This window comes from Pseudomonas sp. FH4 (assembly GCF_000510915.2).
In the GTDB taxonomy this organism is placed as follows: Bacteria; Pseudomonadota; Gammaproteobacteria; order Pseudomonadales; family Pseudomonadaceae; genus Aquipseudomonas; species Aquipseudomonas brenneri.
The window spans coordinates 32,789-59,055 of the sequence record NZ_AOHN01000008.1 but is presented as its reverse complement, the minus strand read 5'-3'; the positions used below and the strand labels follow the sequence as shown (position 1 = coordinate 59,055).

Annotated in this window: 25 protein-coding genes; 9 read left to right on the top strand and 16 right to left on the bottom strand. The window is 59.3% G+C overall.

The annotated features are described in order from the left end of the window. Positions 1 to 68: 68 nt before the first annotated feature. Positions 69 to 1,178, bottom strand: coding sequence for an ABC transporter ATP-binding protein (locus H097_RS06820; RefSeq protein WP_032858450.1), 1,110 nt, complete (start codon positions 1,176 to 1,178; stop codon positions 69 to 71). Then, a complete protein-coding gene (gene argF, locus H097_RS06815) occupies positions 1,175 to 2,095 on the bottom strand; it encodes an ornithine carbamoyltransferase (protein WP_032858449.1) in 921 nt (306 codons plus the stop codon). Before argF ends, H097_RS06820 begins: the two co-directional genes overlap by 4 nt. A 435-nt stretch (positions 2,096 to 2,530) precedes the next feature. Here argF and H097_RS06810 point away from each other — a divergent pair, with 435 nt between their 5' ends. Together H097_RS06810 and grxD are read left to right on the top strand one after the other, a co-directional pair. Then, a complete protein-coding gene (locus tag H097_RS06810) occupies positions 2,531 to 4,639 on the top strand; it encodes a molybdopterin oxidoreductase family protein (RefSeq protein WP_032858448.1) in 2,109 nt (702 codons plus the stop codon). A gap of 103 nt (positions 4,640 to 4,742) precedes the next feature. After that, positions 4,743 to 5,081 carry a Grx4 family monothiol glutaredoxin gene (gene grxD / locus H097_RS06805; protein WP_032858447.1) on the top strand — a complete coding sequence of 113 codons (339 nt, stop codon included), beginning with the start codon at positions 4,743 to 4,745 and terminating at the stop codon, positions 5,079 to 5,081. 166 nt (positions 5,082 to 5,247) lie between these two features. Here grxD and bfr read toward each other — a convergent pair whose 3' ends face one another. Both bfr and H097_RS06795 read right to left on the bottom strand, forming a co-directional pair. Beyond that, positions 5,248 to 5,718, bottom strand: coding sequence for a bacterioferritin (gene bfr, locus H097_RS06800; protein WP_032858446.1), 471 nt, complete (start codon positions 5,716 to 5,718; stop codon positions 5,248 to 5,250). 201 nt (positions 5,719 to 5,919) lie between these two features. Then, positions 5,920 to 6,138: a bacterioferritin-associated ferredoxin gene (locus H097_RS06795; protein WP_032858445.1), complete on the bottom strand. Its 219-nt coding sequence runs from the start codon at positions 6,136 to 6,138 to the stop codon at positions 5,920 to 5,922. A 236-nt stretch (positions 6,139 to 6,374) separates the two neighbouring features. Here H097_RS06795 and H097_RS06790 point away from each other — a divergent pair, with 236 nt between their 5' ends. Then, positions 6,375 to 6,977 carry a peroxiredoxin gene (locus tag H097_RS06790; RefSeq protein WP_032858443.1) on the top strand — a complete coding sequence of 201 codons (603 nt, stop codon included), beginning with the start codon at positions 6,375 to 6,377 and terminating at the stop codon, positions 6,975 to 6,977. 69 nt (positions 6,978 to 7,046) lie between these two features. Here the strand turns inward: H097_RS06790 and rnt are convergent, their stop codons facing one another. Both rnt and pyrC read right to left on the bottom strand, forming a co-directional pair. Next, the gene (rnt, locus tag H097_RS06785; RefSeq protein ID WP_029295237.1) at positions 7,047 to 7,718 is read right to left on the bottom strand and encodes a ribonuclease T; all 672 of its coding nucleotides are present in this window, start codon (positions 7,716 to 7,718) and stop codon (positions 7,047 to 7,049) included. Then, positions 7,715 to 8,761: a dihydroorotase gene (pyrC, locus tag H097_RS06780; protein WP_032858441.1), complete on the bottom strand. Its 1,047-nt coding sequence runs from the start codon at positions 8,759 to 8,761 to the stop codon at positions 7,715 to 7,717. The genes rnt and pyrC overlap by 4 nt, the downstream gene beginning before the upstream one ends. A gap of 156 nt (positions 8,762 to 8,917) precedes the next feature. Here pyrC and H097_RS06775 point away from each other — a divergent pair, with 156 nt between their 5' ends. The 3 genes from H097_RS06775 to H097_RS06765 all read left to right on the top strand — a co-directional run bounded on the left by H097_RS06775 (position 8,918) and on the right by H097_RS06765 (position 12,431). After that, positions 8,918 to 9,826 carry an OmpA family protein gene (locus H097_RS06775; RefSeq protein WP_032858438.1) on the top strand — a complete coding sequence of 303 codons (909 nt, stop codon included), beginning with the start codon at positions 8,918 to 8,920 and terminating at the stop codon, positions 9,824 to 9,826. A gap of 128 nt (positions 9,827 to 9,954) precedes the next feature. Then, positions 9,955 to 11,172, top strand: coding sequence for an argininosuccinate synthase (locus H097_RS06770; protein WP_003208700.1), 1,218 nt, complete (start codon positions 9,955 to 9,957; stop codon positions 11,170 to 11,172). A 626-nt stretch (positions 11,173 to 11,798) separates the two neighbouring features. Further along, a complete protein-coding gene (locus tag H097_RS06765; RefSeq protein WP_032858436.1) occupies positions 11,799 to 12,431 on the top strand; it encodes a response regulator transcription factor in 633 nt (210 codons plus the stop codon). A gap of 61 nt (positions 12,432 to 12,492) precedes the next feature. On the opposite strand, the gene H097_RS06760 is transcribed toward H097_RS06765, so the two are convergent. The 8 genes from H097_RS06760 to metG form a co-directional block, all read right to left on the bottom strand. After that, entirely contained in the window at positions 12,493 to 12,675 is a 183-nt protein-coding gene (locus H097_RS06760; RefSeq protein ID WP_032858435.1) for a hypothetical protein, read from the bottom strand. Between the two features lie 107 nt (positions 12,676 to 12,782). Next, the gene (gene nth / locus H097_RS06755) at positions 12,783 to 13,421 is read right to left on the bottom strand and encodes an endonuclease III (protein WP_032858433.1); all 639 of its coding nucleotides are present in this window, start codon (positions 13,419 to 13,421) and stop codon (positions 12,783 to 12,785) included. A 16-nt stretch (positions 13,422 to 13,437) separates the two neighbouring features. Continuing rightward, positions 13,438 to 13,941, bottom strand: a complete 504-nt coding sequence (locus H097_RS06750) for an Rnf-Nqr domain containing protein (RefSeq protein WP_032858431.1) — start codon at positions 13,939 to 13,941, stop codon at positions 13,438 to 13,440. Then, the gene (locus tag H097_RS06745) at positions 13,934 to 14,539 is read right to left on the bottom strand and encodes an RnfABCDGE type electron transport complex subunit G (protein ID WP_032858429.1); all 606 of its coding nucleotides are present in this window, start codon (positions 14,537 to 14,539) and stop codon (positions 13,934 to 13,936) included. The genes H097_RS06750 and H097_RS06745 overlap by 8 nt, the downstream gene beginning before the upstream one ends. Next, positions 14,536 to 15,501: an RnfABCDGE type electron transport complex subunit D gene (locus H097_RS06740; protein WP_032858460.1), complete on the bottom strand. Its 966-nt coding sequence runs from the start codon at positions 15,499 to 15,501 to the stop codon at positions 14,536 to 14,538. Before H097_RS06740 ends, H097_RS06745 begins: the two co-directional genes overlap by 4 nt. After that, positions 15,488 to 16,696: an electron transport complex subunit RsxB gene (gene rsxB / locus H097_RS06735; protein WP_032858427.1), complete on the bottom strand. Its 1,209-nt coding sequence runs from the start codon at positions 16,694 to 16,696 to the stop codon at positions 15,488 to 15,490. The genes H097_RS06740 and rsxB overlap by 14 nt, the downstream gene beginning before the upstream one ends. Then, a complete protein-coding gene (locus H097_RS06730) occupies positions 16,693 to 17,244 on the bottom strand; it encodes an Rnf-Nqr domain containing protein (protein ID WP_032858425.1) in 552 nt (183 codons plus the stop codon). The genes rsxB and H097_RS06730 overlap by 4 nt, the downstream gene beginning before the upstream one ends. A 110-nt stretch (positions 17,245 to 17,354) precedes the next feature. Continuing rightward, the gene (gene metG / locus H097_RS06725; RefSeq protein ID WP_032858424.1) at positions 17,355 to 19,406 is read right to left on the bottom strand and encodes a methionine--tRNA ligase; all 2,052 of its coding nucleotides are present in this window, start codon (positions 19,404 to 19,406) and stop codon (positions 17,355 to 17,357) included. Between the two features lie 171 nt (positions 19,407 to 19,577). Here metG and apbC point away from each other — a divergent pair, with 171 nt between their 5' ends. Beyond that, positions 19,578 to 20,672 carry an iron-sulfur cluster carrier protein ApbC gene (apbC, locus tag H097_RS06720; RefSeq protein WP_032858422.1) on the top strand — a complete coding sequence of 365 codons (1,095 nt, stop codon included), beginning with the start codon at positions 19,578 to 19,580 and terminating at the stop codon, positions 20,670 to 20,672. A gap of 497 nt (positions 20,673 to 21,169) precedes the next feature. Here apbC and H097_RS06715 read toward each other — a convergent pair whose 3' ends face one another. Together H097_RS06715 and mutS are read right to left on the bottom strand one after the other, a co-directional pair. Further along, positions 21,170 to 21,493: a ferredoxin FdxA gene (locus H097_RS06715; protein WP_032858421.1), complete on the bottom strand. Its 324-nt coding sequence runs from the start codon at positions 21,491 to 21,493 to the stop codon at positions 21,170 to 21,172. 142 nt (positions 21,494 to 21,635) lie between these two features. Next, positions 21,636 to 24,227 carry a DNA mismatch repair protein MutS gene (mutS, locus tag H097_RS06710; RefSeq protein WP_032858420.1) on the bottom strand — a complete coding sequence of 864 codons (2,592 nt, stop codon included), beginning with the start codon at positions 24,225 to 24,227 and terminating at the stop codon, positions 21,636 to 21,638. A gap of 369 nt (positions 24,228 to 24,596) precedes the next feature. Here mutS and H097_RS06705 point away from each other — a divergent pair, with 369 nt between their 5' ends. Both H097_RS06705 and H097_RS06700 read left to right on the top strand, forming a co-directional pair. Next, a complete protein-coding gene (locus tag H097_RS06705; protein WP_082445537.1) occupies positions 24,597 to 25,325 on the top strand; it encodes an XRE family transcriptional regulator in 729 nt (242 codons plus the stop codon). Between the two features lie 601 nt (positions 25,326 to 25,926). Continuing rightward, positions 25,927 to 26,259 (top strand): phage holin family protein, encoded by a 333-nt coding sequence (locus H097_RS06700; protein WP_032858418.1) that lies wholly within the window; start codon positions 25,927 to 25,929, stop codon positions 26,257 to 26,259. Positions 26,260 to 26,267: the final 8 nt, after the last annotated feature.

The following is a 26,267-nucleotide window of genomic DNA, read 5'->3' as shown; positions in this document are numbered from 1 at the left end:
GTCCAACTTCTTGGGGGCAGTCCAAAATGTGGGAGCGGGCTTGCTCTCACATTTTGGATTTGGTTGCTTCAGCTGGCAGTGCTATAGCGCCGCACACCGGACTCCACCTGCGGAATCTGCGCCGCCGTGCTCCCCGAGGCCTGGAACAGCACCAGGTGTTCGGCCGCTACGCGAATCCCGACCTGTACACCCACCTGATGATCGGCATGGCTGGGGAAGATCGACTCTAGCTGGGCCCCGGTCGGCAACTGCAGGCGGTACAAGGTCGAGGCCCCCAGGAAGGTCTTGCCGACGATCTGTGCTTTCAGCGCGCTGTCCGGTGCGTAAACGATGTCGTCCGGGCGCAGCAACACGTCCACTGCACAGCCGGCCGGCCAGGTGTAGGCACGATTACCGCGCAACTCACCCAGTTCAGTGGTGACCGACTCCGGCGTAATCAACTGCCCACGGATGAAATAGCCCTGGCCAATAAAGCTCGCGACATAAGGTGTCAGCGGTTCGTGATAGAGGTTGTAGGGCGTATCCCACTGCTCCAGGCGGCCCTCCTTGAACACGCCTACATGGTCACTCACGGCAAAGGCTTCTTCCTGGTCATGGGTCACCAGGATCGCACTGGTGCCACGGGCCTTCAGGATGTCCCGCACTTCATGGCTGAGCTTGCGGCGCAGTTCGCCGTCGAGGTTGGAGAAGGGCTCGTCGAGCAACAGTAATTGCGGTTCCGGCGCCAATGCACGGGCCAGGGCCACGCGTTGCTGCTGCCCGCCAGACAGTTCGTGGGGGAAGCGCTTGCCCAGGTTCTTCAGGTTGACCAGCTCCAGCAGCTCACTAACCACGCGCTCTTTGTGCGGGTGTTTGCGGATACCGAAGCCGATGTTGTCGGCCACGCTGAGATGGGGAAACAGTGCGTAGTCCTGGAACACCATGCCAATGCGACGTTTCTCCGGAGCCAGGGTAAACCCTGCACTGGAGATGACTTCGCCGGCCAGGTTGATTTCGCCTTCGTGCACCGGCTCGAACCCGGCAATTGCCCGCAGGGTGGTGGTCTTGCCACAGCCCGAGGAGCCCAGCAGGCAGCCGATATCACCTGCGTTGAGGTGCAGGTTGAGGTTCTGCACCACCCGTTGGTCCTGATAGCCGCATGCCAGATTGCGCAGGTTCAGCAGAAGTGGCTGGCTCATGCGTGGTGGTACGCCGGTGGGACCAGAAACTCCAGCAAGGCCTTCTGGGCGTGCAGGCGGTTTTCTGCCTGGTCCCAGGCGACGGAGCGCGGGTCGTCCAACAGGTCGAGGCTGATTTCTTCACCGCGATGCGCCGGCAGGCAGTGCATGAACAACACGTCTGGCGCGGCGAGGTCGAGCAATTCACGGGTGACCTGATAAGGCGCAAACAGGGCCAAGCGCTTGGCGGTTTCGTCTTCCTGGCCCATGGAGGTCCAGACGTCGGTGCTCACCAGGTGCGCGCCGATCACGGCGTCTTTCGGGTCACGCACAATTTGCACGCGGGCGTCGGCCTTGGCCAGGAATTCGGCGCTGGGCTCATAGCCCTCAGGGCAGGCAATGCGCAGATGGAAGTCGAACTGGATGGCCGCTTCTATATAGCTGTTGCACATGTTGTTGCCATCGCCGATCCAGGCCACGGTCTTGCCCTGGATCGAGCCGCGATGTTCGAGGAACGTCTGCATATCGGCCAGCAACTGGCACGGGTGCAGGTCATCGGACAGCCCGTTGATCACCGGTACCCGCGAGTTGGCGGCAAACTCGGTGAGCGTGCTGTGGGCGAAGGTACGGATCATCACCGCGTCGAGCATGCGCGACATGACGATGGCGCAATCGCTGATCGGCTCGCCACGGCCCAGTTGGGTGTCCCGTGGCGACAGAAAGATGGCCTGGCCGCCGAGCTGGATCATGCCGGCTTCGAAGGACAGGCGGGTACGGGTGGACGACTTCTCGAAAATCATCCCGAGTACGCGGTTTTTCAAAGGCTCGAACAGTACGCCGCGATTACGCAGGTCTTTAAGCTCAATGCCTCGACGGATCACGCTGACCAGCTCTTCGGGCGTGCAATCCATCAGGGAGAGAAAGTGCCTTGCGCTCATCATTAACTACCTTTTTGCAACAGACCGCAGATACTCAAAGCCTTGTTTATTGTGACAACGGGCGAGACCTGCGGCGAAAGCCGCACGGGGCGACGAAATAGGGGAAGGCGCGATATTGACACTAAATGTCGCGTCTTACCAATAGGCTACGGTTTTTTAGAGGGGTTCAAAGGGGCGGGAATTGCACTTTTGAGGCCTGTTTACGCACTGCAGCGGGTCATTTGTACACTGGCGTCGCGACCTTTTGCAATGTGTGATGGCGGCCTGAGGCCAGGTTGCGTCGGTTTCCTGGGCAGCGCGGGCGCTCTCTGAAACATTTACTCATGCTTGGCCATGGCCTGGCCTGATGCCCGTTGATTCACGGGGCGAACGTTGCTGGCGCCGCTAGTGGCCGCGGCCCATAGTTGGGCCAAAGCCCTAATAAAGAGACTGGCCATGACCAAGACTCTCCATCACCGTGCCTGCCACCTGTGCGAAGCCATCTGCGGCCTGACCCTGGAAACCACCACCTCTGAGGAGGGCGGCATCGCCATCACCTCGATCAAGGGTGACGCCCAGGACACCTTCAGCCGTGGCCATATCTGCCCCAAGGCCGTGGCCCTGCAGGATATCCAGAATGATCCCGATCGCCTGCACCAGCCGATGCTACGGGTGGGCAGCGAATGGCAACCGATCCCGTGGGGCGAGGCCTTTACCCTGGTGGCCGAGCGGCTGGCGGGCATCCAGGCGCGGCATGGGCAGAATGCGGTGGCGGTATACCAGGGCAATCCCAGCGTGCATAACTATGGCTTGATGACTCACAGCAACTACTTTCTCGGGCAGTTGAAGACGCGCAATCGTTTCTCTGCAACGTCGGTGGACCAACTGCCTCACCACCTTTCCAGCCACCTGATGTATGGCCATGGCCTGTTGCTGCCCATCCCGGATATCGACCAGACCGACTTCATGTTGATCCTGGGCGGCAATCCACTGGCCTCCAATGGCAGCATCATGACCGTGCCAGATGTGGAAAAGCGCCTGAAGGCGATTCAGGCGCGGGGCGGCAAAGTGGTGGTGGTCGACCCCCGGCGCAGTGAGACGGCGGCCATGGCCGACCAGCATCTGTTTGTGCGCCCCGGCGGGGATGCGGCGCTACTGTTCGGGCTGCTCAACACCTTGTTTGCCGAGAACCTGACCCGCGACAGTCATCTGCCGGTGGACGGCCTGGATGAAGTACGCCGCGCGGTCGAGGGTTTTACCGCCGAGGCCATGAGTACCCGGTGCGCGATCCCGGCGGCACAGATTCGCCAGTTGGCGCGGGATTTTGCAGCGGCAGACAAGGCGGTCTGCTATGGCCGGATGGGGGTGTCGACCCAGGCATTCGGCACCTTGTGCCATTGGTTGGTGCAATTGATCAACCTGGTCACCGGCAATCTGGATCGGGTAGGCGGCGCCTTGTGCACCGAGCCCGCAGTGGACCTGGTGGCGGCGACCTCCGGCGGGCATTTCAATCGCTGGCAGAGTCGGGTTTCCGGGCGTCCCGAATACAGCGGTGAACTGCCGGTGTCGGCCCTGGCCGAAGAAATGCTCACCGAAGGCGAAGGGCAAATCCGCGCACTGGTAACGGTCGCCGGCAATCCGGTGCTGTCCACGCCCAATGGGCGGCAACTGGAGCAGGCGTTGGACGGCCTGGAGTTCATGGTCAGCGTGGACTTGTATATCAATGAAACCACGCGCTATGCCGACCTGATCCTGCCGTCGACCTCGGCCCTGGAAAACGATCACTACGACACCACCTTCAATATGTTTGCGGTGCGTAACGTCACGCGCTTCAACCGGGCGATCCTGCCCAAGCCTGAGGGCGCGTTGCACGACTGGGAAATTTTCGTCGGCCTGGCCCAGGCGTTTGCGGCCAGGACCGGCAACCCGCTCAAGCCCACGATGGCGCCAGCGCAGATGATTGATTTTGGCCTGCGGGCGGGCGCCTATGGCGATGCCTCCAGCCATAAACTGTCGGTGGCCATGCTGGCCGAGCATCCCCATGGCCTGGACCTGGGGCCGTTGAAGGCCAACCTGGCAGGGCGCTTGAAAACCGCCAATGGTCGGGTGCAGGCGGCGCCAGCAGTGATCCTGGCGGACCTGGCGCGGTTTGCAGCCTTGCCGTTGCCCAAGGCCGATGAGTTGCTGCTGATCGGTCGCCGGCATGTGCGCAGCAATAATTCATGGATGCATAACTATCACCGGTTGGTGAAGGGCAAGCCGCGGCATCAATTGCTGATGCATCCGGATGACCTCGCCAGTCGCCAACTCAGTGATGGGCAGCAGGTGCGGGTCAGCTCGCGGATCGGCATGATCGAAGTGCAAGTGCTGTCCAGCCTGGAGATGATGCCTGGCGTAGTCAGCCTGCCTCACGGTTGGGGGCATGACCGGCCGGGCGTACACATGAACATTGCCAGCGCACAGCCTGGAGCCAGTGCCAACGACCTCACGGATGAGCGGCAGTTGGACGAGCTGTCGGGCAACGCAGCATTGAACGGCGTGCCAGTGCAGGTCGCGGCGGCGTGACGCAGTGAGTCTGTCGGGGAGCCCGAGCACCACGCTGGGATTTTGCGTTACAATGCGCCACCGTGCCGACCTGTGAGTCGCAAAGTTCCAGCCGAGGTGTTCCATGGATATCATCGAAACGATTAAAGAGCAGATTGCCAACAACACCATTCTGCTTTACATGAAGGGCGCCCCGAATGCCCCTCAGTGTGGCTTCTCCGCGAAGGCTTCCCAGGCTGTCATGCAGTGTGGTGAAAAGTTCGCTTACGTGGATATCCTGCAAAACCCGGAAATCCGCGCCAACCTGCCGAAGTACGCCAACTGGCCAACTTTCCCACAACTGTGGGTAGCCGGTGAACTGGTCGGCGGTAGCGATATCATCACCGAAATGGCGGCTGATGGTTCGTTGCAGGCGCTGATCAAGGACGCTGCTGAAAAAGCCGCTGCCAAGACCGAAGCGTAATTCGCGCGCAATAAAAAGCCCCGCTTCTCATTCGAGAGCGGGGCTTTTTTGTCCCTGTAGGAGCGAGCTTGCTCGCGAAGGACGTTAACGATAACGCGAACATTCTGAATGAGCGCGGCGCCTTCACGCTTTTCGCGAGCGAGCTCGCTCCTACAATAGTTAGAGATTATTCACCCATCTGCGATTGCAGGTAGTTCTCCAGGGTCACTTTGTCGATCAGGCCGACTTGGGTTTCCAGCCAGTCGATGTGCTCTTCCTGGTCTTCCAGGATATCTTCCAGCAGCTCACGGCTACCGAAGTCGCCCTTGGTCTCGCAGTGGGCAATGGCGGCCTTGAGGTCGGCGTGGCTCTTGCGCTCCAAGTTCAGGTCGCTGTTGAGCATTTCCAGGGTGTGCTCGCCGATGTTCAGCTTGCCCAAGTCCTGGACGTTCGGCAGGCCTTCGAGGAACAGGATGCGCTTGATCAGCGCGTCTGCATCCTTCATGGCCTTGATCGATTCCTTGTACTCACGCTTGCCGAGCTTTTCCAGGCCCCAGTCGTCATACATGCGTGCATGCAGGAAGTACTGATTGATCGCGACCAGTTCATTGGCAAGGATTTTGTTGAGTTGCTGGATGACTGAGATGTCGCCTTTCATGATTGGGGTCCTGCCCTGTATTCGTTGTATATAGGGCAGAGTTTGAGCTGCACAATTACGAGTGTCAAACCTAAGTTATTGAATAATAAATGAAAATTAATCGGAATAAGAATGTTTGTGTTCCGCGTCTTGGCGCTAACTATTTGAATTACAGACATAAAAAAACCGGACATTAAGTCCGGTTCTTTAAAATAGGCTGATTCAGGCGTGTGTAAATTCTACTGAATAGGGGATTGCGGCCTGGGCTACCTGCAGTTTTGTCAGGGTTTCCCGTACCACTTGCTTGGCGAGGCAGGCACATTTGCCACATTGGCTGGCTACGCCGGTGGTTTCACGCACTTCCTTGTAGCTGCAGCAACCTTCATAGATCGCTTCGCGGATTTGTCCGTCGGTGACGCCAGTGCAGAGGCAGACATACATAAGGGAGAACCATCGCGGGTTTAAGGCTTAAGTGCGATGGATCTTAATGTTAACGAGAATGATTGTCAAAGTGCTTTCTCAAAGCATTGCCCCCCATATGGCCCTCGCTGACGAACGGCTTTTTTCAGGTATGATGGTTGGTCTTTACGAAGCGTGATCGCGTCACGGGCCTGTCGTCAAATCACGGCAGACTCAAAGGCGGTCCATTTACTTCAATTACCATCAGGAGATAACCAATGAGCGTACTCGTCGGCAAACAAGCCCCGGATTTCGACGTACCAGCCGTCCTCGGCAATGGCGAAATCGTTGACAGCTTCAAGCTGTCTGAAGCCATCAAAGGCAAATACGGCCTGGTGTTCTTCTACCCGCTGGACTTCACCTTCGTCTGCCCGTCCGAGCTGATCGCCCTGGATCACCGCATGGACGACTTCAAGGCGCGTAACGTTGAAGTGGTTGCCGTCTCCATCGACTCCCATTTCACCCACAACGCCTGGCGCAACACTGCCATCAATGATGGCGGCATCGGCAAAGTCAAATACACCATGGCTGCCGACATGAAGCACGACATTGCCAAGGCCTACGACGTTGAGTCCGAAGGCGGCGTGGCATTCCGTGGCGCGTTCCTGATCGACGACAAGGGCGTTGTGCGCTCGCAGATCATCAACGACCTGCCGCTGGGCCGTAACATGGAAGAGCTGATCCGTCTGGTCGACGCTCTGCAATTCCACGAAGAGCACGGTGAAGTCTGCCCGGCCAACTGGAAAAAAGGCGACAAGGGCATGAACGCTTCGCCAGCAGGCGTTGCGGCTTACCTGACCGAGAACGCTGGCAAGCTGTAAGCCAGGTTCGCGGTAAAAAAACCGGCCTGAGAGGGCCGGTTTTTTTATGCATGGGATTCAGGGACGCAATCAGTCGCTGAAGTCTTCCCAGCCGCCCATCTGTTTCCAGCGGTTGACGATGCCGCAGAACAGGTCGGCGGTCTTCTCGGTGTCGTAGCGAGCCGAGTGGGCTTCACGTCCGTCGAAGTCGATGCCGGCTGCCTGGCATGCCTTGGCCAATACGGTCTGGCCATAAGCCAGGCCAGCCAGGGTGGCGGTGTCAAAGCTGGAGAACGGGTGAAACGGGTTGCGCTTCATGTCCAGGCGCGCCACGGCGGCGTTGAGGAAGCCCAGGTCGAAACTGCTGTTGTGGCCGACCAGGATCGCGCGTTTGCAGCCATTGGCCTTCAACGCCTTGCGCACACCACGGAAGATGTCGGTCAGCGCAGCTTCTTCGCTGACGGCCATGCGCAACGGATGATCGAGCTTGATACCGGTGAACTCCAGGGCAGCGGCTTCGATGTTGGCGCCTTCAAACGGCTCGACGCGGAAGAAGTGGGTGTGTTCTGGATACACAAAGCCCTGTTCATCCATGCCGATGGTCGTCGCGGCAATTTCCAGCAGCGCATCGGTGGCGCAATTGAAACCGCCGGTCTCTACGTCGATAACGACAGGCAGATAGCCGCGGAAACGCTCGGCCATCGGGTGACGCGAACCGCCGCCACCGTGTTCCTGTTCGTCGTCGTAATGGTCTTCACTCACTTGTGTTCCTCCAGCAGGCGCCAGCGCAGTGTTTCACCGGCGCGCAGCGGGATAACGGTCAGCTCGCCAAATGGCAGGCTGGTGGGGGCGGTCCAGTCTTCACGGACCAGGGTAATGCGGTCGGTATTCGCCGGCAGGCCGTAGAAACGCGGGCCATTGAGGCTGGCGAAAGCCTCTAGTTTGTCCAGGGCGTTGCGCGCCTCGAAGGCCTCGGCGTACAACTCGATCGCCGCATAGGCGGTGTAGCAGCCGGCACAGCCACAGGCCGCTTCCTTGGCGTGCTGGGCGTGGGGCGCCGAGTCGGTGCCGAGGAAAAACTTCGCGCTGCCACTGGTGGCGGCATCGAGCAACGCTACCTGGTGAGTGTTGCGCTTGAGGATCGGCAGGCAATAGAAGTGCGGCCGGATCCCGCCCACCAGCATGTGGTTGCGGTTGTACAGCAGGTGGTGCGCGGTGATGGTCGCGCCAACGTTGGCCGAGGCCTCGGTGACGAACTGCACGGCATCTGCGGTGGTGATGTGCTCGAACACCACCTTGAGGGTCGGGAACAGCTCGACCACACGGCGCATGTGTTCGTCGATGAAGATCTTCTCGCGATCGAATACATCGACATCGCCACGGGTGACTTCACCGTGGATCAGCAGCGGCATGCCCACTTCGGCCATGGCTTCGATGGCGGGCAGGATCTTGTCGATACTGGTCACGCCGGAGTCGGAGTTGGTCGTGGCACCGGCCGGGTACAGCTTGGCGGCGTGTACGAAACCGCTGGCCTTGGCCTCGCGGATTTCGGCAGGCTGGGTGCGGTCGGTCAGGTAGAGCACCATCAACGGTTCGAAGCGGCTACCGGCCGGCCGCGCAGCGAGGATGCGCTGGCGATAGGCGTCGGCTTCAGCGGCATTACGCACCGGAGGTACCAGGTTAGGCATGATGATGGCGCGGCCAAACGTGCGCGCAACATCGGCCACGGTTTGGGGCAACGCAGCACCATCGCGAAGATGAATATGCCAGTCGTCGGGACGCAGCAGGGTCAGGCGGTCGGACATTGGGGATTCCAGGCGGGTCAATCTGGTGGGAATGCTACCGGAAAAGACTCTTGCAGGCACTCGCTATCAAGTTTTGCAGGGCCCGACCGATATCCCTGGGTATGCCTTAACGATGTATGACGCCTTGATGTGTTGTAGAAACCAGTGGAGCCGCCCGTGCGCCAGCAATATCTAGCCCTGCTCAGCGTGTTCGCCAGCCTGCCCGCGATGGCCCTGACATTCCAGACGCGCCTGGAGAATATCGAGTGGAAGGTGGAAGGCGACAAGTTCGAGTGCCGCTTGAGCCAGCCGATCACCGATTTTGGTTCGGGTGAGTTTGTGCGCCGGGCCGGCGAGCAGGCGACATTCCGTCTGAAAGCCTATAACAGTGCGTTGGGTGTTGGTTCCGCAACGCTATTGGCGGCGGCGGCACCGTGGCAGCCGGGGCGCGGTGATATCAACCTTGGTGCCGTACGTGTCGGCAGCGGCGATGTGCTGTTCAACAGCTCCCAAGCCCAGGCCGGGCGCCTGTTCAATGGTTTGCTGGAGGGTCGCAGCCCCACCGTGCGCCACTATTCCCGGGACGGCGGCTATTCGGAAATCCGCCTGCTGCCGGTGCGATTCAATAAGGCCTATAGCGACTACCAGTTGTGTACCGCGAAATTGCTGCCGATGAATTTCGAGCAGGTCAAGCAGGCTGAAGTGGGCTTTCCGGGTGGTGGTATCGACCTGGATCCGGCGGCCAAGGCCAAGTTGATGGTGATGCTCGAATTCATCAAGGCCGATCCTACGGTCAACCATATCGAACTGGACGGCCATTCGGACAACAGCGGCAACCGCCTGACCAATCGCGACCTGTCCCGGCGCCGGGGCCTGGCGGTGATGGACTTCCTCAAGGCCAACGGTATTCCTGAGTCGCAGATCGTTCTGCGCTTCCACGGTGAACGTTATCCGCTGGTGCCCAATACCAATCCGGCCAACCGGGCGAAGAACCGGCGAGTGAATATTCACCTTGATCGCGTGCCTGCCCCCGAGAAACCAGCGCCCCAGGCCACGGCTCCGGCGAATGCGGCGGCGACGTCCTGAGTGCGGCCATTCGTCGCGCGCCCGACATAATCTGTCGCTTTATCTTCATTTGCTGTCGCGCCCCTGTAATTTCACGGTTTTGATCGGTAGAATCGACGCCTTTCCGTAAAACCCCGTGGAGTGATGGCATGGCCGACGTAAACAAGGTCGTTCTCGCGTATTCCGGCGGCCTGGACACTTCGGTGATCCTCAAGTGGCTGCAGGATACTTATAACTGTGAAGTGGTGACCTTCACCGCTGACCTGGGTCAGGGCGAAGAGGTCGAACCTGCACGAGCCAAGGCGCAAGCCATGGGCGTCAAAGAGATCTACATTGACGACCTGCGCGAAGAATTCGTCCGCGATTTCGTTTTCCCGATGTTTCGCGCCAACACCGTCTACGAAGGCGAGTACCTGCTGGGTACTTCCATCGCACGTCCGCTGATCGCCAAGCGCCTGATCGAAATCGCCAATGAAACCGGCGCTGACGCCATTTCCCATGGCGCCACTGGCAAGGGCAACGACCAGGTGCGTTTCGAACTGGGCGCCTATGCCTTGAAGCCTGGCGTAAAAGTGATTGCCCCTTGGCGTGAATGGGACCTGTTGTCCCGTGAAAAGCTGATGGATTACGCTGAAAAGCACGCAATCCCGATCGAACGCCACGGCAAGAAGAAGTCCCCGTACTCGATGGACGCCAACCTCCTGCACATCTCCTATGAAGGCGGCGTGCTGGAAGACACCTGGACCGAGCACGAAGAAGACATGTGGAAATGGACCGTCTCCCCGGAGAACGCTCCTGACAAGGCCCAGTACCTGGAACTGACCTACCGCAACGGCGACATCGTCGCGCTGGACGGCGTCGAAATGACCCCGGCCACCGTACTGGCGACCCTGAACCGTATCGGTGGCGAGCACGGCATTGGCCGTCTGGACATCGTGGAAAACCGTTACGTGGGCATGAAGTCCCGTGGCTGCTACGAAACCCCAGGCGGCACCATCATGCTGCGCGCTCACCGCGCCATCGAGTCCATCACCCTGGACCGCGAAGTGGCTCACCTCAAAGATGAGCTGATGCCCAAGTACGCCAGCCTGATCTACACCGGCTACTGGTGGAGCCCTGAGCGCCTGATGCTGCAACAGATGATCGATGCGTCCCAGGTCCATGTGAACGGTGTTGTGCGCCTGAAGCTGTACAAGGGCAACGTGATCGTGACCGGCCGCAAGTCCGATGAGTCGCTGTTCGATGCCAACATCGCGACCTTTGAAGAGGACGGCGGTGCCTACAATCAGGCCGATGCCGCTGGTTTCATCAAGCTCAACGCCCTGCGCATGCGCATTGCGGCCAACAAGGGCCGCAAGTTGTTCTGAAAAGCCTGAAGCCTCATAAAGAATGGTTCCTTGAAAGAGGGGCCATTTTTTTTACCTGCGATTCAGGAGGCGATTGTGTTTATCAATGTTTAATGTTCTTTTGGTAGTCGGAATTTTCGGTGTTTATTATTTTTTACATTTGATTTTTTTGTGTCCGGAAGTTGGTGTTTCAGGTGAATAGTCTTATTTGTGTTTGAATTCATCCAGTTGTTTAGTAGTAAAAAGGAAGCGTTAGGTTTCGTTTGTAGAAATATCTGTCAGATAATTCCAGTTGTTGTCAGGGGGTGTTGCACGAGGGAACTTTTTGGAAACGGCTTTGGTGGCTCCGACGCCCGCCGATACAAACCGTGCAAGGGATATTTCCTGAAAGTGGCGTGCGTCACGTTTACTTTTCCTCGGCGATGGGGGCTTTTTTGAGTCAAGATATGTTTGCCAGCGGAAAGTTCTGAAAGGCCGAACAAAAACCGACACATCCATATAGTCGTTTTTTTGTAGGCCTATTCTCATAACTTTGTGGGCTGGGTCTCTGCTTGTCGTTACTTGGGGGGGAGTGCTATGCCAAGGAGGAAACGACTAGGCTATTGTGCTGGTTCTGAATAATTCGAACAGCGAAATTGGACTTGCCCATGAATAAAGTGCTGATCGTGGATGATCATCCCGTCATTCGTCTTGCTGTACGCATGCTAATGGAACGTCATGGTTATGAGGTCGTTGCAGAGACCGATAACGGAGTCGACGCGTTGCAACTAGCGCGGGAGCATATGCCGGATATTGTCATCCTGGATATTGGAATTCCCAAACTTGACGGTTTGGAAGTTATTTGTCGCCTGTCTTCCACAAAGCAGGCGCAACCCTTCAAGGTGCTGGTCTTGACGTCACAGGCGCCAGGCCACTTTTCCATGCGTTGCATGCAGGCTGGTGCCGCGGGCTACGTGTGCAAGCAACAGGATCTCACCGAGTTGCTGAGTGCGATCAAGGCGGTGCTGTCTGGCTACAGCTACTTCCCCAACCAGGCCCTCAACTCGGTGCGCTCCACGCAAGGCAATACCAGCGAAGCGGATATGGTCGAGCGGCTCTCAGGCCGGGAGATGATGGTGTTGCAGCAACTGGCCCAGGGCAAAACCAACAAGGAGATCGCCGACGGCATGTTCCTCAGCAACAAGACGGTGAGCACGTACAAGACACGCTTGCTGCTCAAGCTCAATGCCCGGTCCCTGGTGGACCTGATCGAGCTTGCCCAGCGTAACGGCCTGGTTTAATAAGCAGGGAGCAACAGGCAGGAAAAGCCTCCATGGCGGAGGCTTCTGTGTGATCGTTTGGCTAGAGATCGAAATCGTAATCGGCCAACTGTTTTTGCAAGCGTCGCTCTTCCAGAAGGTTGTCGATGGTGCGGCGTTTGCTCAAATTGGTCTTGGCAACTTCTACAGGTGCCTCGGCTGCTTCGTCAGTGTCTGCGGCCACAAAGTCATCTTCTACATCCAGTTGCTCTTTGCCAGTGCTCATAAGGTTAACTCCAGGCTAAGACTGCCGTTGGCGCTCCTTATATCGACAATCGTGCACCGGGTAAAAAAGATTTTTTCAATCGACTGATCAATAAAATCAATGATTGCTCAATCGTCCGACGTCTTTTCCTTGTATTCACACAGATCCTCGATGCGACAGCTGCCACAACGCGGCTTGCGGGCCTGGCACACATAACGTCCGTGCAGGATCAGCCAGTGGTGGGAGTCGAGCAGGTAAGGCTTGGGTACAAACTTCATCAGTTGCTTCTCCACCTCCACCACATTTTTGCCAGGCGCCAGCCCTGTACGGTTGCTGACTCGGAAAATATGGGTGTCCACTGCCATCGTCAGTTGGCGAAACGCTGTATTGAGCACCACATTGGCCGTCTTGCGCCCCACGCCGGGCAATGCTTCAAGTGCTTCGCGGGTCTGTGGCACTTCACCGCCATGCAACTCGACCAGCAACCGGCAGGTTTCAATGACGTTCTTCGCCTTGCTGTTGTACAGGCCAATGGTCTTGATGTACTGCGACAGCCCTTCCACCCCCAGGGCATGGATCGCCGCCGGGGTGTTGGCCACGGGAAACAGCTTGGCCGTGGCCTTGTTCACGCCCACATCCGTCGATTGTGCAGACAGGATCACGGCGATCAGCAACTCGAACGGTGACGAGTAGGCCAGTTCGGTCTTGGGTTCCGGATTGTCTTCGTGAAACCTTCGAAAGATCTCCAGGCGTTTTGCGGCGTTCATTGGGCGAGCGGTTCCTTCAGTGTGGTTTGCGGCGTTGAGTCCAGGCCTGCCATCCGGCAAGCAGCAACCCGAGCAGAATAAACCCTGTTGGGGCGAGCATGGCGATGCTGCTGGCGAGTAAAAAGCGCGCAACAGTGATTGCAACCAACAGCCCGGCTGACACAGCGATCAGTTGAAGCCGTGCCCTGCGCTGGTTGGCAGCGAACAGGCCGTCATGTTCAAGCAGTACGCATTGCATGGCGATCAGCGCCAGGTATGCCCCAAGGCCCATAGACGGCGCAAAGGCCAGGGCCTGCGCCACCAGGTACGCGCAACTGACCCAGGTGGTGGCCAGCAACACATTGGCCATCAGCCGCCAATGGCCACTGAGGCGATTGCGCACCCAGCCGCAGCTCCAGCCATGGAGCGTTACGATTAGCACCCACGAAACCCAGAACATTGCGGCGCCCGACGGCGTAGCACTGACACCCAGCAGCGCAGGTAGCAACAACAGGCTGGCGAGGGCGAACGGTTTAGTCATGCTCGGTGGGCTCCAGCAGTGCCTGGCGATGCCCGTCAAAGTAGCGCAAGGCATCATGGATCGCATTGATCACCGCGCGAGACGTGATGGTGGCGCCGGCCATCTGGTCGAATTGGCCGCTGTCTCTCTTCAGCGCCCAGGCCTGTGGGTTTTCCAGCGACAACCCCTTGAATGCAGCAATCCACGCATTGCCGGGCTCGCCAATGTGTCCGCCCAGACTGGGTGTTTCCGTGTGTGCCAGGGTTTTTACCCCGAGCAGCTTGGCGTTGCGGTCGATGGCAATCAGCAATTCAATGCGCCCACCATATCCATCGATCTGTGAGCGCAGCACAACCGCACTGGGTTTACCGGCCAGGGTCGCTAGGTAACCACCCAGCAGTTGACTGTTGTCCAGCATTGGCGAGGTGATGCCCAGTGGGTGCTCCAGCGGTTGATTGTCATAGCCGCCAGTGGGCAGCACATCCAGCAGCGCCCGGTTTTGCAGCGCGCGCTGCTGCTCGGCAATCGGCTTGGCGGTCAGCTGTTGCAGGCCGATGGTCAGGCCCACTGCGCCAACCGCGATCAGCAGCACGATCAAGGCTTGAGAGGTGCGCTTCATGCATTCACCGCCTGCGGTCGCGCCCAGCGCTCCAGCGCTGGCACCGCCAGGTTCATCATCAGTACCGCGAACGCTACGCCATCCGGGTAGCTGCCCCAGGTGCGGATCAGATAGGTCAATACACCCACACCCACGCCAAACAGCAAGCGCGCCCACGCACTTTTCGCACCCGACACCGGTTCGGTGATGATGAAGAAGGCCCCAAGCATGGTGGCCCCAGTCAACAGATGAAACAGCGGCGAGCCATGGGAGTCGGAGCCCGAGCCGTTCCAGCACAGCAGGCTGATGACGAACAGGCTGGCGAGCATGCCCACTGGCGCGTGCCAACTGAAAACCCGTTGCTGCAGTAAAAAAAGCCCGCCGGCGAGAAACGCCAGGTTTACCCACTCGCTTCCTTTGCCTGCGATCTGGCCGAAAGCCGGGTGGCGGGCGAACAGCTCATCGATGGTCAGGCTATTGTTGATGCGCAAAGCGTCCAGCGCCGTGGCTCGGGCCCAGGCATCGGCGGCCTCGCCGTGCAGGCCGAACACCTGTTGCAGGCCGGCCAGCAGGTCGAGGCCGTGGGACGCCGGCCAATGGGTCATTGGCTGGGGAAAGGCCAGTAACATCAGGGCATAACCGACCATGGCCGGGTTGAATGGGTTCTGCTTGCCGCCATACAGGTGTTTGCCCAGCAGCAATGCACTGCTGACGGCGCCCAGGCATAACCACCACGGGCAATAAGGTGGCAATGCCAGGGCCAGCAGCACCGCGCTGACCAGACCGCTCAGGTCGCGGGAGTCATGGCCGCGCAACCGACGCACACAGGCTTCGACGGCCCATGCACAGGTGCCGGCCAGCAACAGATTGATCAGCACGCCCCAGCCATACAGCCAGAACAGCACCAGCAAGCCAGGCGTTACTGCCATTAACAGGCGCTGCATGGCCTGTTGCTGGCGCTCGACTGCTTCAGGCGCCAACATGTTCATCCACCCAACGTTGGGCGTCAGCCAGGCGCTGCCTGGCGTCCATCAGCTCGATTGCACTGCTGGCGGGGTGGCGTTCGAGCTTGCTCAGGTCGGCGCGGGCATAGGCCAGGGCGGTCTTCAACTGGCGCAGTTGGTTGTCGATCGGCCGTTTCTCGACACGTTGCAGGTCTGGCCTGGGCTGGGCTGAGTTTTCCTCGGCAGCGTGCAACGCCTGTTCAGCAGCGGCCAGGGCTGTGCCCAGTGTGGCCAACTGTTCGGCGCCGGCCAGCGCGTCCTGGGCTTTTTTCAGCTCGGCGCGACGCATGGCCAGCTGGATTTTTGCGCGCTTGAGCTCAGGATCTTTATTGGTTTGCGGGATCGCCACGGCGGGGGCGTTCGCTTCGAGTGCGTTTAATGCCTGTTCGGCGGACTCAAACTGTTGTTGCAGGATGATCAACTGCGACTGCTGCTCAAAGGTTGGCGGGTGGCCAAAGGCTTTGAGGGATTTGTGCAGTTGCGCTCGGCTCATTGCCAGGTTGATTTTGGCCTTTTTTACCGCCGCATCGATGTCGGCAGCTTTTTGCGCGCGGACCCGCTCGATGGCGGCCTGCATAGGGTCGCTCTCAACCTGTGGGCTGGGGGCCGGGCGTTTGCTGCGGGCCAGGCGTTCCGCCAGTTTGTGTTCTTCCTCGCGTTGCAGCCGTGCATTGCGCTGTTCGAAGCGACGCCGGGCGCGGTCGCGCTTGGTCGCTCGCGCCTGGAGCTCCTCGGCGGTACTGGCAAAGCCTGCGACTATTGGCAGCACCGTGGCCTGGGGCAGCGCCAGCATATCGATGCAGTCCACCGGGCACGGGGCCACGCACAAGTCGCAGCCGGTGCATTCATCGACGATGACCGTATGCATCAACTTCGCTGCGCCGACAATCGCATCCACCGGGCAGGCCTGGATGCACTTGGTGCAGCCGATGCACTCGGCCTCGCGGATAAAGGCAATCTGCGCGGGGGCTTCGCCACGGGAACGGTCCAGCTCCAGCGGCGCCAGGTTCAACAGCTGCGCCAGCTCGGCGATGGTTTCGGTGCCGCCAGGCGGGCACTTGTTGATGGCCTCGCCCTGGGCGATACCCTCGGCGTAGGGCCTGCAACCCGGGTGTCCGCATTTGCCGCATTGGGTCTGGGGCAGCAGGGCGTCGATACGTTGAATCAGGCTCATGGTGTGATCATTGCGTTTAAGCCCAGCAACGCCACGGCCATCAGCCCGGCGCTGAGCAGGTTCACGGGCAGGCCTTTGAAGGGCTGGGGGATATCGTTTTGGTCTATTCGCTGGCGCAGGTCATTGAACAGGCTGAGGGTCAGCCAGAACGCCGGGCCGATGCCCAGGCAATAAATCAGTTGGCTGGTATTGCCAGGGCTCAGGAGCACCACGCTGAGCACGCCGGCGTTGGCCAGCAGCGGCCCCCACAACCCAGTAAAGGGCAGTGCGGGCACGCGGCGGGAAAGCACATTCAGCAACGGCTGGCTCAACAGGATCACCGCGGGCACGTAGGCAAACAGCCATAACGCGCCCAGCGCCAACGGCTGCAACAAAAAAAGGTCCAGCAGATAGCTCGAAATACCGGCCAGCGCCACCAGCAGCGTGGTCGCGAGCCCAAGGGCATGCACCCGCAGTCGTTCCAACTGTGGATCACCAGGCAGCGACAGGCGCAGCATGTACTGGCTGATCAGGGTGGCGCTGAGAAGGGCGACTAGCATTTCGGTCATGGTCGAGCCGGTTAAGCAAACAGGGCCTGATTATCCGGCAAGCAGGGAGAGGGTACTAGCGCAAACCGCCCTGTCGCGGCTAATCACCACGGCAGGGCAGGCTTGAGGTGTTACTTGATGCGCTGGCCAGGCTTGGCGCCGCTGTCCGGGCTGAGCAGGTAGATCTCTTCACCGCCAGGGCCGGCAGCCATCACCATGCCTTCGGAGATACCGAACTTCATTTTCCGTGGCTTGAGGTTGGCGATCATCATGGTCAGGCGACCATCGAGCTTGGACGGGTCCGGATACGCGCTCTTGATCCCGGAGAACACGTTGCGTTGCTCATCACCGATATCCAGGGTCAGGCGCAACAGCTTGTCGGCGCCTTCCACGGCTTCGGCCTTGATGATCAGCGCGACACGCAGGTCCACTGCGGCAAACGCGTCGAAGTCGATTTCCGGCGACAGCGGATCCTTGGCCAACTCGCCATTGCCCGCTGGGGCTGCCTGGCCGGTATCGGTCTGGCTGGCGGTCAGGTCTTCCTTGGAGGCGTCAGTCATGGCCTGCACCTTGACCGGATCGATACGGGTCATCAACGGCTTGAATTCGTTGAGCTGATGGCTGTTGAGCAGGCGGGTATGGTCATTCCAGGTCAGCGGTGCAACGTTGAGGAATGCCTCGGCGTCGGCGGCCAGCAACGGCAGCACCGGCTTGAGGAAGATCACCAGTTGGCGGAACAGGTTGATGCCGGTGGCGCAGATGGCCTGGACTTCATCCTGCTTGCCTTCCTGCTTGTTCAGCGACCACGGCGCCTTGTCGGCGATCCAGGCGTTGGCACGGTCGGCCAGGCCCATGATCTCGCGCATGGCACGGGCAAAGTCGCGGGCTTCATAGGCATCGGCGATGCTTGGCGCGGCGGCCAGGAAGGCGTCGGTCAGTTCTGGCGCGGCGTTGACCGGAACCATCACGCCAGCATTGCCCTTGTGGATAAACCCGGCGCAACGGCTGGCGATGTTGACTACCTTGCCCACCAGGTCCGAGTTGACCTTCTGCACGAAGTCTTCCAGGTTCAGGTCCAGGTCGTCTACGCCACGGCCCAGCTTGGACGCGTAGTAGTAGCGCAGGTACTCCGGCGACAGGTGGTCCAGGTAGGTGCGCGCCTTGATAAAGGTGCCACGGGACTTGGACATCTTCTGGCCGTTGACCGTCAGGTAGCCGTGCACGGCGATGCCGGTTGGCTTGCGGTAGCCCGAGCCTTCGAGCATGGCCGGCCAGAACAGGGCGTGGAAGTTGACGATGTCCTTGCCGATGAAGTGGTACAGCTCGGCGGTGGAGTCCTTGCCCCAGAACGCGTCGAAGTCCAACTCTGGCGTGCGGTCGCAGAGGTTCTTGAAGCTGGCCATGTAGCCGATTGGCGCGTCCAGCCACACGTAGAAGTACTTGCCCGGTTCATCGGGTATCTCAAAACCGAAATACGGCGCATCACGGGAGATGTCCCACTGTTGCAGGCCGGCATCCAGCCATTCGGCGATCTTGTTCGCCACGGCGTCCTGCAGGGTGCCGCTGCGGGTCCAGGCTTGCAGCATTTCCTGGAAATCCGGGAGCTTGAAGAAGAAGTGCTGGGAATCCTTGAGCACCGGGGTGGCGCCAGAGATCGCCGACTTCGGATCCTTCAGGTCGGTGGGTGCATAGGTGGCACCGCATTTTTCGCAGTTGTCGCCGTACTGGTCTTCAGTGCCGCACTTGGGGCAGGTGCCCTTGATGAAGCGGTCGGCCAGGAACATTTTCTTTTCCGGGTCGAAATACTGGGTGATCGAGCGCGTAGCAATGTGCCCGGCGTCACGCAGCTTCAGGTAGATCTGGCTCGACAGCTCGCGGTTTTCTTCGGCGTGGGTCGAGTGGAAGTTGTCGAAATCCACCAGGAACTCGGCAAAGTCGGCGCTATGTTCAGCCTGGACGTTGGCGATCAGTTGTTCCGGAGTGATGCCTTCCTTTTCGGCGCGCAACATGATGGCCGAACCGTGGGCGTCGTCTGCGCAGACATAGATGCATTGATTGCCGCGATGCTTCTGGAAGCGCACCCACATATCGGTCTGGATGTACTCAAGCATATGGCCAAGATGGATGGAACCATTGGCATAGGGCAGGGCGCTGGTGACGAGGATCTTGCGTGGCTCGGACATGGGGCTCGGCTACTTGATGAAACGGAGGTCGGCCACTATAAAGCGCCGGCGAATTTATTTCACCCCGTGAGGCTGTTTCAGGGTTTTCCAATGTCGCGAAAGCATGCCCCTCGGGCGCGGGAACGGTTAGGATAGCCGCCTGTTTTAGTCTGTCTTTTCCGGGAGTAGCCCATGAGCGCCGTCAATCGCGCAGCGGTGGAAGCCGTTCTTCGCCAGTACACCGACCCCTATCTGAACCAGGACCCGGTCAGCGCCGGCTGTGTCCGGGCCATTGATGTGCAGGGCGATCAGGTCACGGTCCAGCTTGAACTGGGCTACGCCGCCGGCCTGTTCAAGAGCGGCTGGGCGCAGATGCTGCAAATGGCCATTGAAGGCCTGGACGGTGTGCGTTCGGCCAAGGTCGACATCCAGTGCGTGATCGCCGCGCACAAGGCCCAGGCACAGATCCCGGGCCTGGCCAACGTCAAGAACGTGGTGGCCGTGGCGTCGGGCAAGGGCGGCGTGGGCAAATCGACCACGGCGGCCAACCTGGCCCTGGCCCTGGCCCGTGAAGGCGCGCGGGTGGGGATTCTCGACGCGGATATCTATGGCCCCAGCCAGGGCGTGATGTTTGGCATTGCCGAAGGTTCGCGGCCCAAGATCAAGGACCAGAAGTGGTTCGTGCCAATCCAGGCCCATGGCGTGGAAGTCATGTCGATGGCGTTCCTCACCGATGACAACACGCCGATGGTCTGGCGTGGGCCGATGGTGTCCGGGGCCTTGATGCAACTGGTGATGCAGACCGACTGGGGCAACCTGGACTACCTGGTGATCGATATGCCGCCAGGCACCGGTGATATCCAGCTGACCCTGGCGCAAAAAGTGCCGGTGGCCGGTTCAGTGATCGTGACCACGCCCCAGGACCTGGCGCTGCTCGACGCGCGCAAAGGCGTGGAGATGTTCCGCAAGGTCAACATCCCGGTGCTGGGCGTGGTGGAAAACATGGCGGTGCACATCTGTTCCAACTGCGGTCACGCCGAGCATTTGTTCGGTGAAGGCGGCGGTGAAAAGCTCGCCACGCAATATGACGTTGAGTTGCTGGCTTCATTGCCGCTGTCGATGGGCATTCGTGAGCAGGCTGATGGCGGCAAGCCGACGGTGGTCGCCGAGCCGGATGGGCAGATCGCCATGGTTTACCAGGAACTGGCCCGCCATGTGGGCGCGCGGATTGTCTTGCAGGAAGCCGGTGCCCAGGCAATGCCGACCATCACTGTCAGCGACGACTGATCAGCCTGAAGGCAGAAAAGCCTCGACCCTGTCGGGGCTTTTTCTTGTCTGGCGTAAACCTTTTGGACGGTCGAGTGCGCATTTCCCTAATGGGCCGTGTAAGCATTCGCTTACTTTTTCGTAAGTGTTTGGTTTTTTAGCCGCGCCAGGACGCCTCGAATTACCTGGATATATTTCTATGTAATTGAAAAATAACATTTATTTATTGTGGTTCGAAGGCGGCGACAGGTTGTGCTTGCGAATGGATCCCGTTGAACTTGTTCGGGAAGTCTCTACTATCAGCCCTGTGTCCACGGATTGACACAGTCATCAAGGATCGATGACTCAGGGAACCTCGCAGGATGCGATTCATCAGGACGATGAAAGGGAACACAGGGACTAGGGAAAAAATGTGGGCGGGTCAAACCGCCCCTTTTTTTGCCTGCAGAAAAGTAAAAGACCAGCGTGCAGAAACGCAAAAAGGCCCGCAAGGGGCCTTTTGAAGGGGCGCGACGCTGTTAGCGTTCGAGGTCTTTGATCTTGCCTTTTACGCCATCCCACTCTTCCGCATCTGGAAGCGATTCTTTTTTCTCAGTGATGTTTGGCCAGATTTCCGCCAGCTCGACGTTCAACTGAATAAATTCCTGCATCTCTGCCGGGACTTCATCCTCGGAGAAAATCGCAACGGCCGGGCATTCTGGTTCACACAGGGCGCAGTCAATGCACTCATCCGGGTGGATCACCAGGAAATTCGGGCCTTCGTAAAAGCAGTCCACCGGACACACTTCTACGCAGTCGGTGTACTTGCACTTGATGCAGTTGTCGGTGACGACGAAGGTCATTTCTAATTTTCTCCTCAGGCGGCGGCAGCGAAACCCCTTGTGGCAGGGCTCGCGAGGTTCGGGAGCGATAGTCTGCGGGCCAGGCTAAAAGCCCGCAGCATCCCAAACCGCGCGAGAGTCTACCAGCTTGCAAGCGTCTGCGTTATATCCGAGTCTTCAGTGCATATAACATTTCGAGCGCTTTACGCGGTGTCAAGTCATCCAGGTCAAGCTTTGCCAACTCATCCAGCACCGGATGGGGCAGGCTGGCGAACATATCGCTCTGGTGCGGTGCCGCAGGTTTGCTGGTGGCCTTGGCGGGGCTGGCGACCACATTCTCATGGGGCAGGGCCGTGGTTTCCAGGCGGCTGAGGTGCTCGCGGGCGCGCAAAATCACGTCGTTCGGTACACCGGCCAGTTGCGCCACGGCCAGGCCGTAACTCTGGCTGGCCGGGCCTGGCAGCACATGGTGCAGGAACACGATGCGTTCGTTGTGCTCGGTGGCATTGAGATGCACGTTGGCCACCAGCGGCTCGCTTTCCGGCAATACGGTCAGCTCGAAGTAGTGGGTGGCAAACAGCGTATAGGCCCGCAGGTGCGCCAGGCGCTCGGCTGCCGCCCAGGCCAGGGACAAGCCGTCGAAGGTACTGGTGCCGCGCCCCACTTCGTCCATCAATACCAGGCTGCGGTCGCTGGCGTTGTGCAGGATATTGGCGGTTTCGCTCATTTCCACCATAAAGGTCGAACGGCCACCGGCCAGGTCATCGCTGGAGCCGATCCGGGTAAAAATGCGGTCTACCAGGGACAACTCGCAACTGGCCGCCGGCACGAAGCTGCCGATATGCGCCAGCAGCACGATCAATGCGGTCTGGCGCATGTAGGTGGATTTACCACCCATGTTCGGACCGGTGATCACCAGCATGCGCGTATCGTCGTCCAGCGACAGGTCGTTGGCCACGAACGGGGTGGTCAGCACTTGTTCCACTACCGGATGGCGACCCTGGACAATGCGCATGCACGGCTCGCTGACAAAACGCGGGCAGTTCAGGTCAAGGTTCAAGGCGCGCTCGGCCAGGTTGCTCAACACATCCAGCTCGGCCAGGGCCGCGGCGGTGTCCTGCAACGGTGCCAGCTTGCCGATCAGGTCTTCGAGCAAGGCCTCATAGAGCATTTTCTCCCGGGCCAGGGCGCGGCTCTTGGCCGACAGTGCTTTGTCTTCGAATGCTTTGAGCTCGGGCGTGATGAAGCGCTCGGCACCTTTGAGGGTCTGGCGGCGCTGGTAATCGATAGGTGCCTGCTCGGCTTGCTTGCTCGGCAATTCAATAAAGTAGCCGTGCACACGGTTGTAGCCGACCTTGAGATTGGCCAGGCCGGTGCGGGCTTTTTCGCGGGCCTCCAGGTCAATCAGGAACTGCCCGGCGTTTTCGCTCAGGGCTTGTAGCTCGTCCAGCTCGCTGTCGTAGCCGGTCTTGAGCACGCCTCCGTCGCGGATGATCGCAGGCGGGTTGTCAATGATGGCTTTTGCCAGCAGCGCCGCCAGTTCCGGGTAGGTGCCGGCCGTGACGGCAAGTTGTTGCAGGTGCGGCGCTTCCAGTTCGGTCATCGCCTGTTGCAACTCGGGCAATACGCCCAGCGCGTCTCGCAAGCGTGCCAGGTCGCGAGGGCGAGCGTTACGCAAGCCGATTCGCGCGAGGATTCGCTCGATATCACCGATCTCCTTGAGCTGCGGCTGCAGCTTTTCAAAACGGTAGACGTCCAGCAGGCAGGTAATAGATGACTGACGCGCTTGCAGCACCGTCAAGTCGCGCAGCGGGCGGTTCAGCCAGCGGGTCAGCAAACGGCTGCCCATGGCGGTCTGGCAACGGTCGACCACCGACTGCAGGGTATTGTCGCGCCCGCCCGCCAGGTTGGTGTCCAACTCCAGATTGCGCCGACTGGCGCCATCGAGCACCACGGTGTCGTCCAGGCGCTCATGGCGCAGGCTGCGCAAATGCGGCAGGGCGGTGCGCTGGGTTTCCTTTGCATAGTTGAGCAGGCAACCGGCGGCGCCGATGGCCAGGGTCAGGGTCTCGCAGCCAAAGCCCTTGAGATCCTGCACGGAGAATTGCTGGCACAGACTTTTTAGCGCCGAATCACGCTCAAAATCCCACGGCGCACGGCGCTTGGTCCCACGACGTTTTTCCGCCGGCAGGTCCTTGGGCCAGTCATCCGGGATCATCAACTCCACCGGATTGATCCGCTCCAACTCTGCCAGCAGGTTTTCCCAGCCCTTGATCTCCAGGACTGTGAAGTTGCCACTGGTGATATCCAGCACCGCCAGGCCGAACAGCCGCTCATCCCCCAGCACCGCCGCGATCAGGTTGTCGCGGCGCTCATCCAGCAGCGCCTCATCACTCACCGTCCCCGGCGTAATGATGCGCACCACCTGACGTTCCACCGGCCCCTTGCTGGTGGCCGGGTCGCCGATCTGCTCACAGATCACCACCGACTCGCCGAGCTTGACCAGCTTGACCAGGTAACCTTCCAACGAATGATAAGGAATCCCACACATCGGAATCGCCTGCCCAGCCGACTGCCCGCGCGCGGTCAGGGTGATGTCCAGCAACTTGGCGGCCTTCTTCGCATCTTCATAGAAGATCTCGTAGAAATCGCCCATGCGATAGAACATCAACTGATCAGGGTGCTGGTTTTTCAGGCGCCAGTACTGCTGCATCATTGGCGTGTGGGAGGACAGATCGGAAGTGTTTTTACTCATTGGATAGTAGGCAAATTCGTTGAAAGTGATGGGGCAAAGGGGGCGCTTGGCCCAGCATTTTTTGCGATGGCGGCAAGGTTAACATGTGAGGTCAGTGCTTCGCAGTTCACAAACGGTCAGGTAAAACGCAGAAGGAGTACACCTAACGCCGATCTTGGCTGTAGGAGCGAGCTTGCTCGCGAAGAACGTTAACGATAATGCGTGCTTGCTGGGTAAGCGCGGTGCTCTGAGGTTTTTCGTCGGAACGCCGCCCGGAGACAAGCTCGCTCCTACAGAAAATCGGCATTAGGTGTGGATGTGCATACGCCATGCACAAAATATGCAAATTAGCATTTGCCAACCCCAAAAACTCCCGTCACTATCCCCGTTATGCAAAAACGCAACGTTTCAATCGTCTTAAGAGAGCTGCTCGATCACGACGGGATCTCCCCCACGGAGCTTCACCGGCGTACCGGCGTGCCTCAATCCACTCTGTCCCGGATCCTCAGCGGCAAGATCGTTGATCCGTCGGACAAGCACATCTCGCGTATCGCTGATTATTTCCGTATCAGCACTGACCAGTTGCGCGGGCGTGCGGCGCCGGTGCGGTTGGATGAGCGTGACCCGATGCATTCGGAGCTCAAGGATATAAGCCTGTGGGACGACGATACCCCCGTCAATGACGACGAGGTGTCGATCCCCTTTTTGCGTGAGGTTGAATTGGCTGCTGGATCAGGAAGATTCGTCATCGAGGAAAGCGAGAAGGCCAGCCTGCGGTTCGGCAAGCGCAGCCTGCGGCATAACGGTGTGCAATTCGATCAGGCCAAGTGTGTGACGGTGCGCGGTAACAGCATGCTGCCGGTATTGCGCGATGGGGCGACGGTGGGGGTCAATGCTGGCAAGAGCGGGATTGGCGATATCGTCGATGGCGATTTGTATGCCATCAACCACAACGGCCAATTGCGGGTCAAACAGCTCTATCGCCTGCCTTCGGGGATTCGCCTGCGCAGTTTCAATCGTGATGAGCATCCGGATGAGGACTACAGCTTCCAGGATATCCAGGAAGAACAGATCAGCATCCTCGGTCACGTTTTCTGGTGGGGCATGTACGCCCGCTAAACCTCCTTTGTAAGAAACAGCCCGCTCATCAGCGGGCTTTTTTTCGCCTGCGGAAAACCGCCAAGTGGCTGTCTTTCAAGATGTTTATGCTGATATGCATTGTTTGGGTGGAAATAAATGCATTTATGCATTGACTGTATATCCATACATGCATATTCTTCATCTCAAGCCAGCCAACAAGGCCTGGTGGAGGCGGCAAGGATGCTGCCAGGGAAGACAAGGAAGGCACGCAACACTGGCAAGGACGCCACCGAGTGATGGCAAGGACGCCAGGCAACACCGGCAAGGATGCCGACGCTCTTTAGTTTCACGGTTTCACCACAGGCAGCGATGAACCGGCCTTAACGGTTCAGAGGGTTGGCAACTGACCCGGGTGTGCAGCGTAAAGCACCAGAAGCAGTTATCCGGCAGACAGGGATCGTGGTCGGAAAAACATCGAGGAAAGATCCGTACCGCGCCAGTAGCGCCGAAAGATCGCAAGGACCGCATTACTGAAAAGCCTGGGCAACCGGGCTTTTTGGAATGCCTACCGACACATCAAACCACTTATTGATCAAAGCACCGGCCACCTGCCGGTTTTACGCATTCCAGGAGGCGTGACATGACAAACGAGCAGCAAGCGTTGGCAGAAATGCCTATCTGGCTGGTGATTATTCTGGCCCTGATCGGCGGGGTATCCGGGGAAATGTGGCGCGCCGACAAGGAGGGCGCCCGCGGTTGGTCGCTGGTCCGTCGCCTGGCCCTGCGTTCCGGGGCGTGCATGGTGTGCGGGGTATCGGCACTGATGCTGCTGTATGCCGCTGGCATGTCGATCTGGACGGCGGGCGCCCTCGGATGCCTGACCGCCATGGCCGGTGCCGACGTGGCCATCGGCCTGTATGAGCGCTGGGCCGCCAAGCGCATCGGGGTCAACCAACCCCCGGATTCAAAGTGATTGTTGCA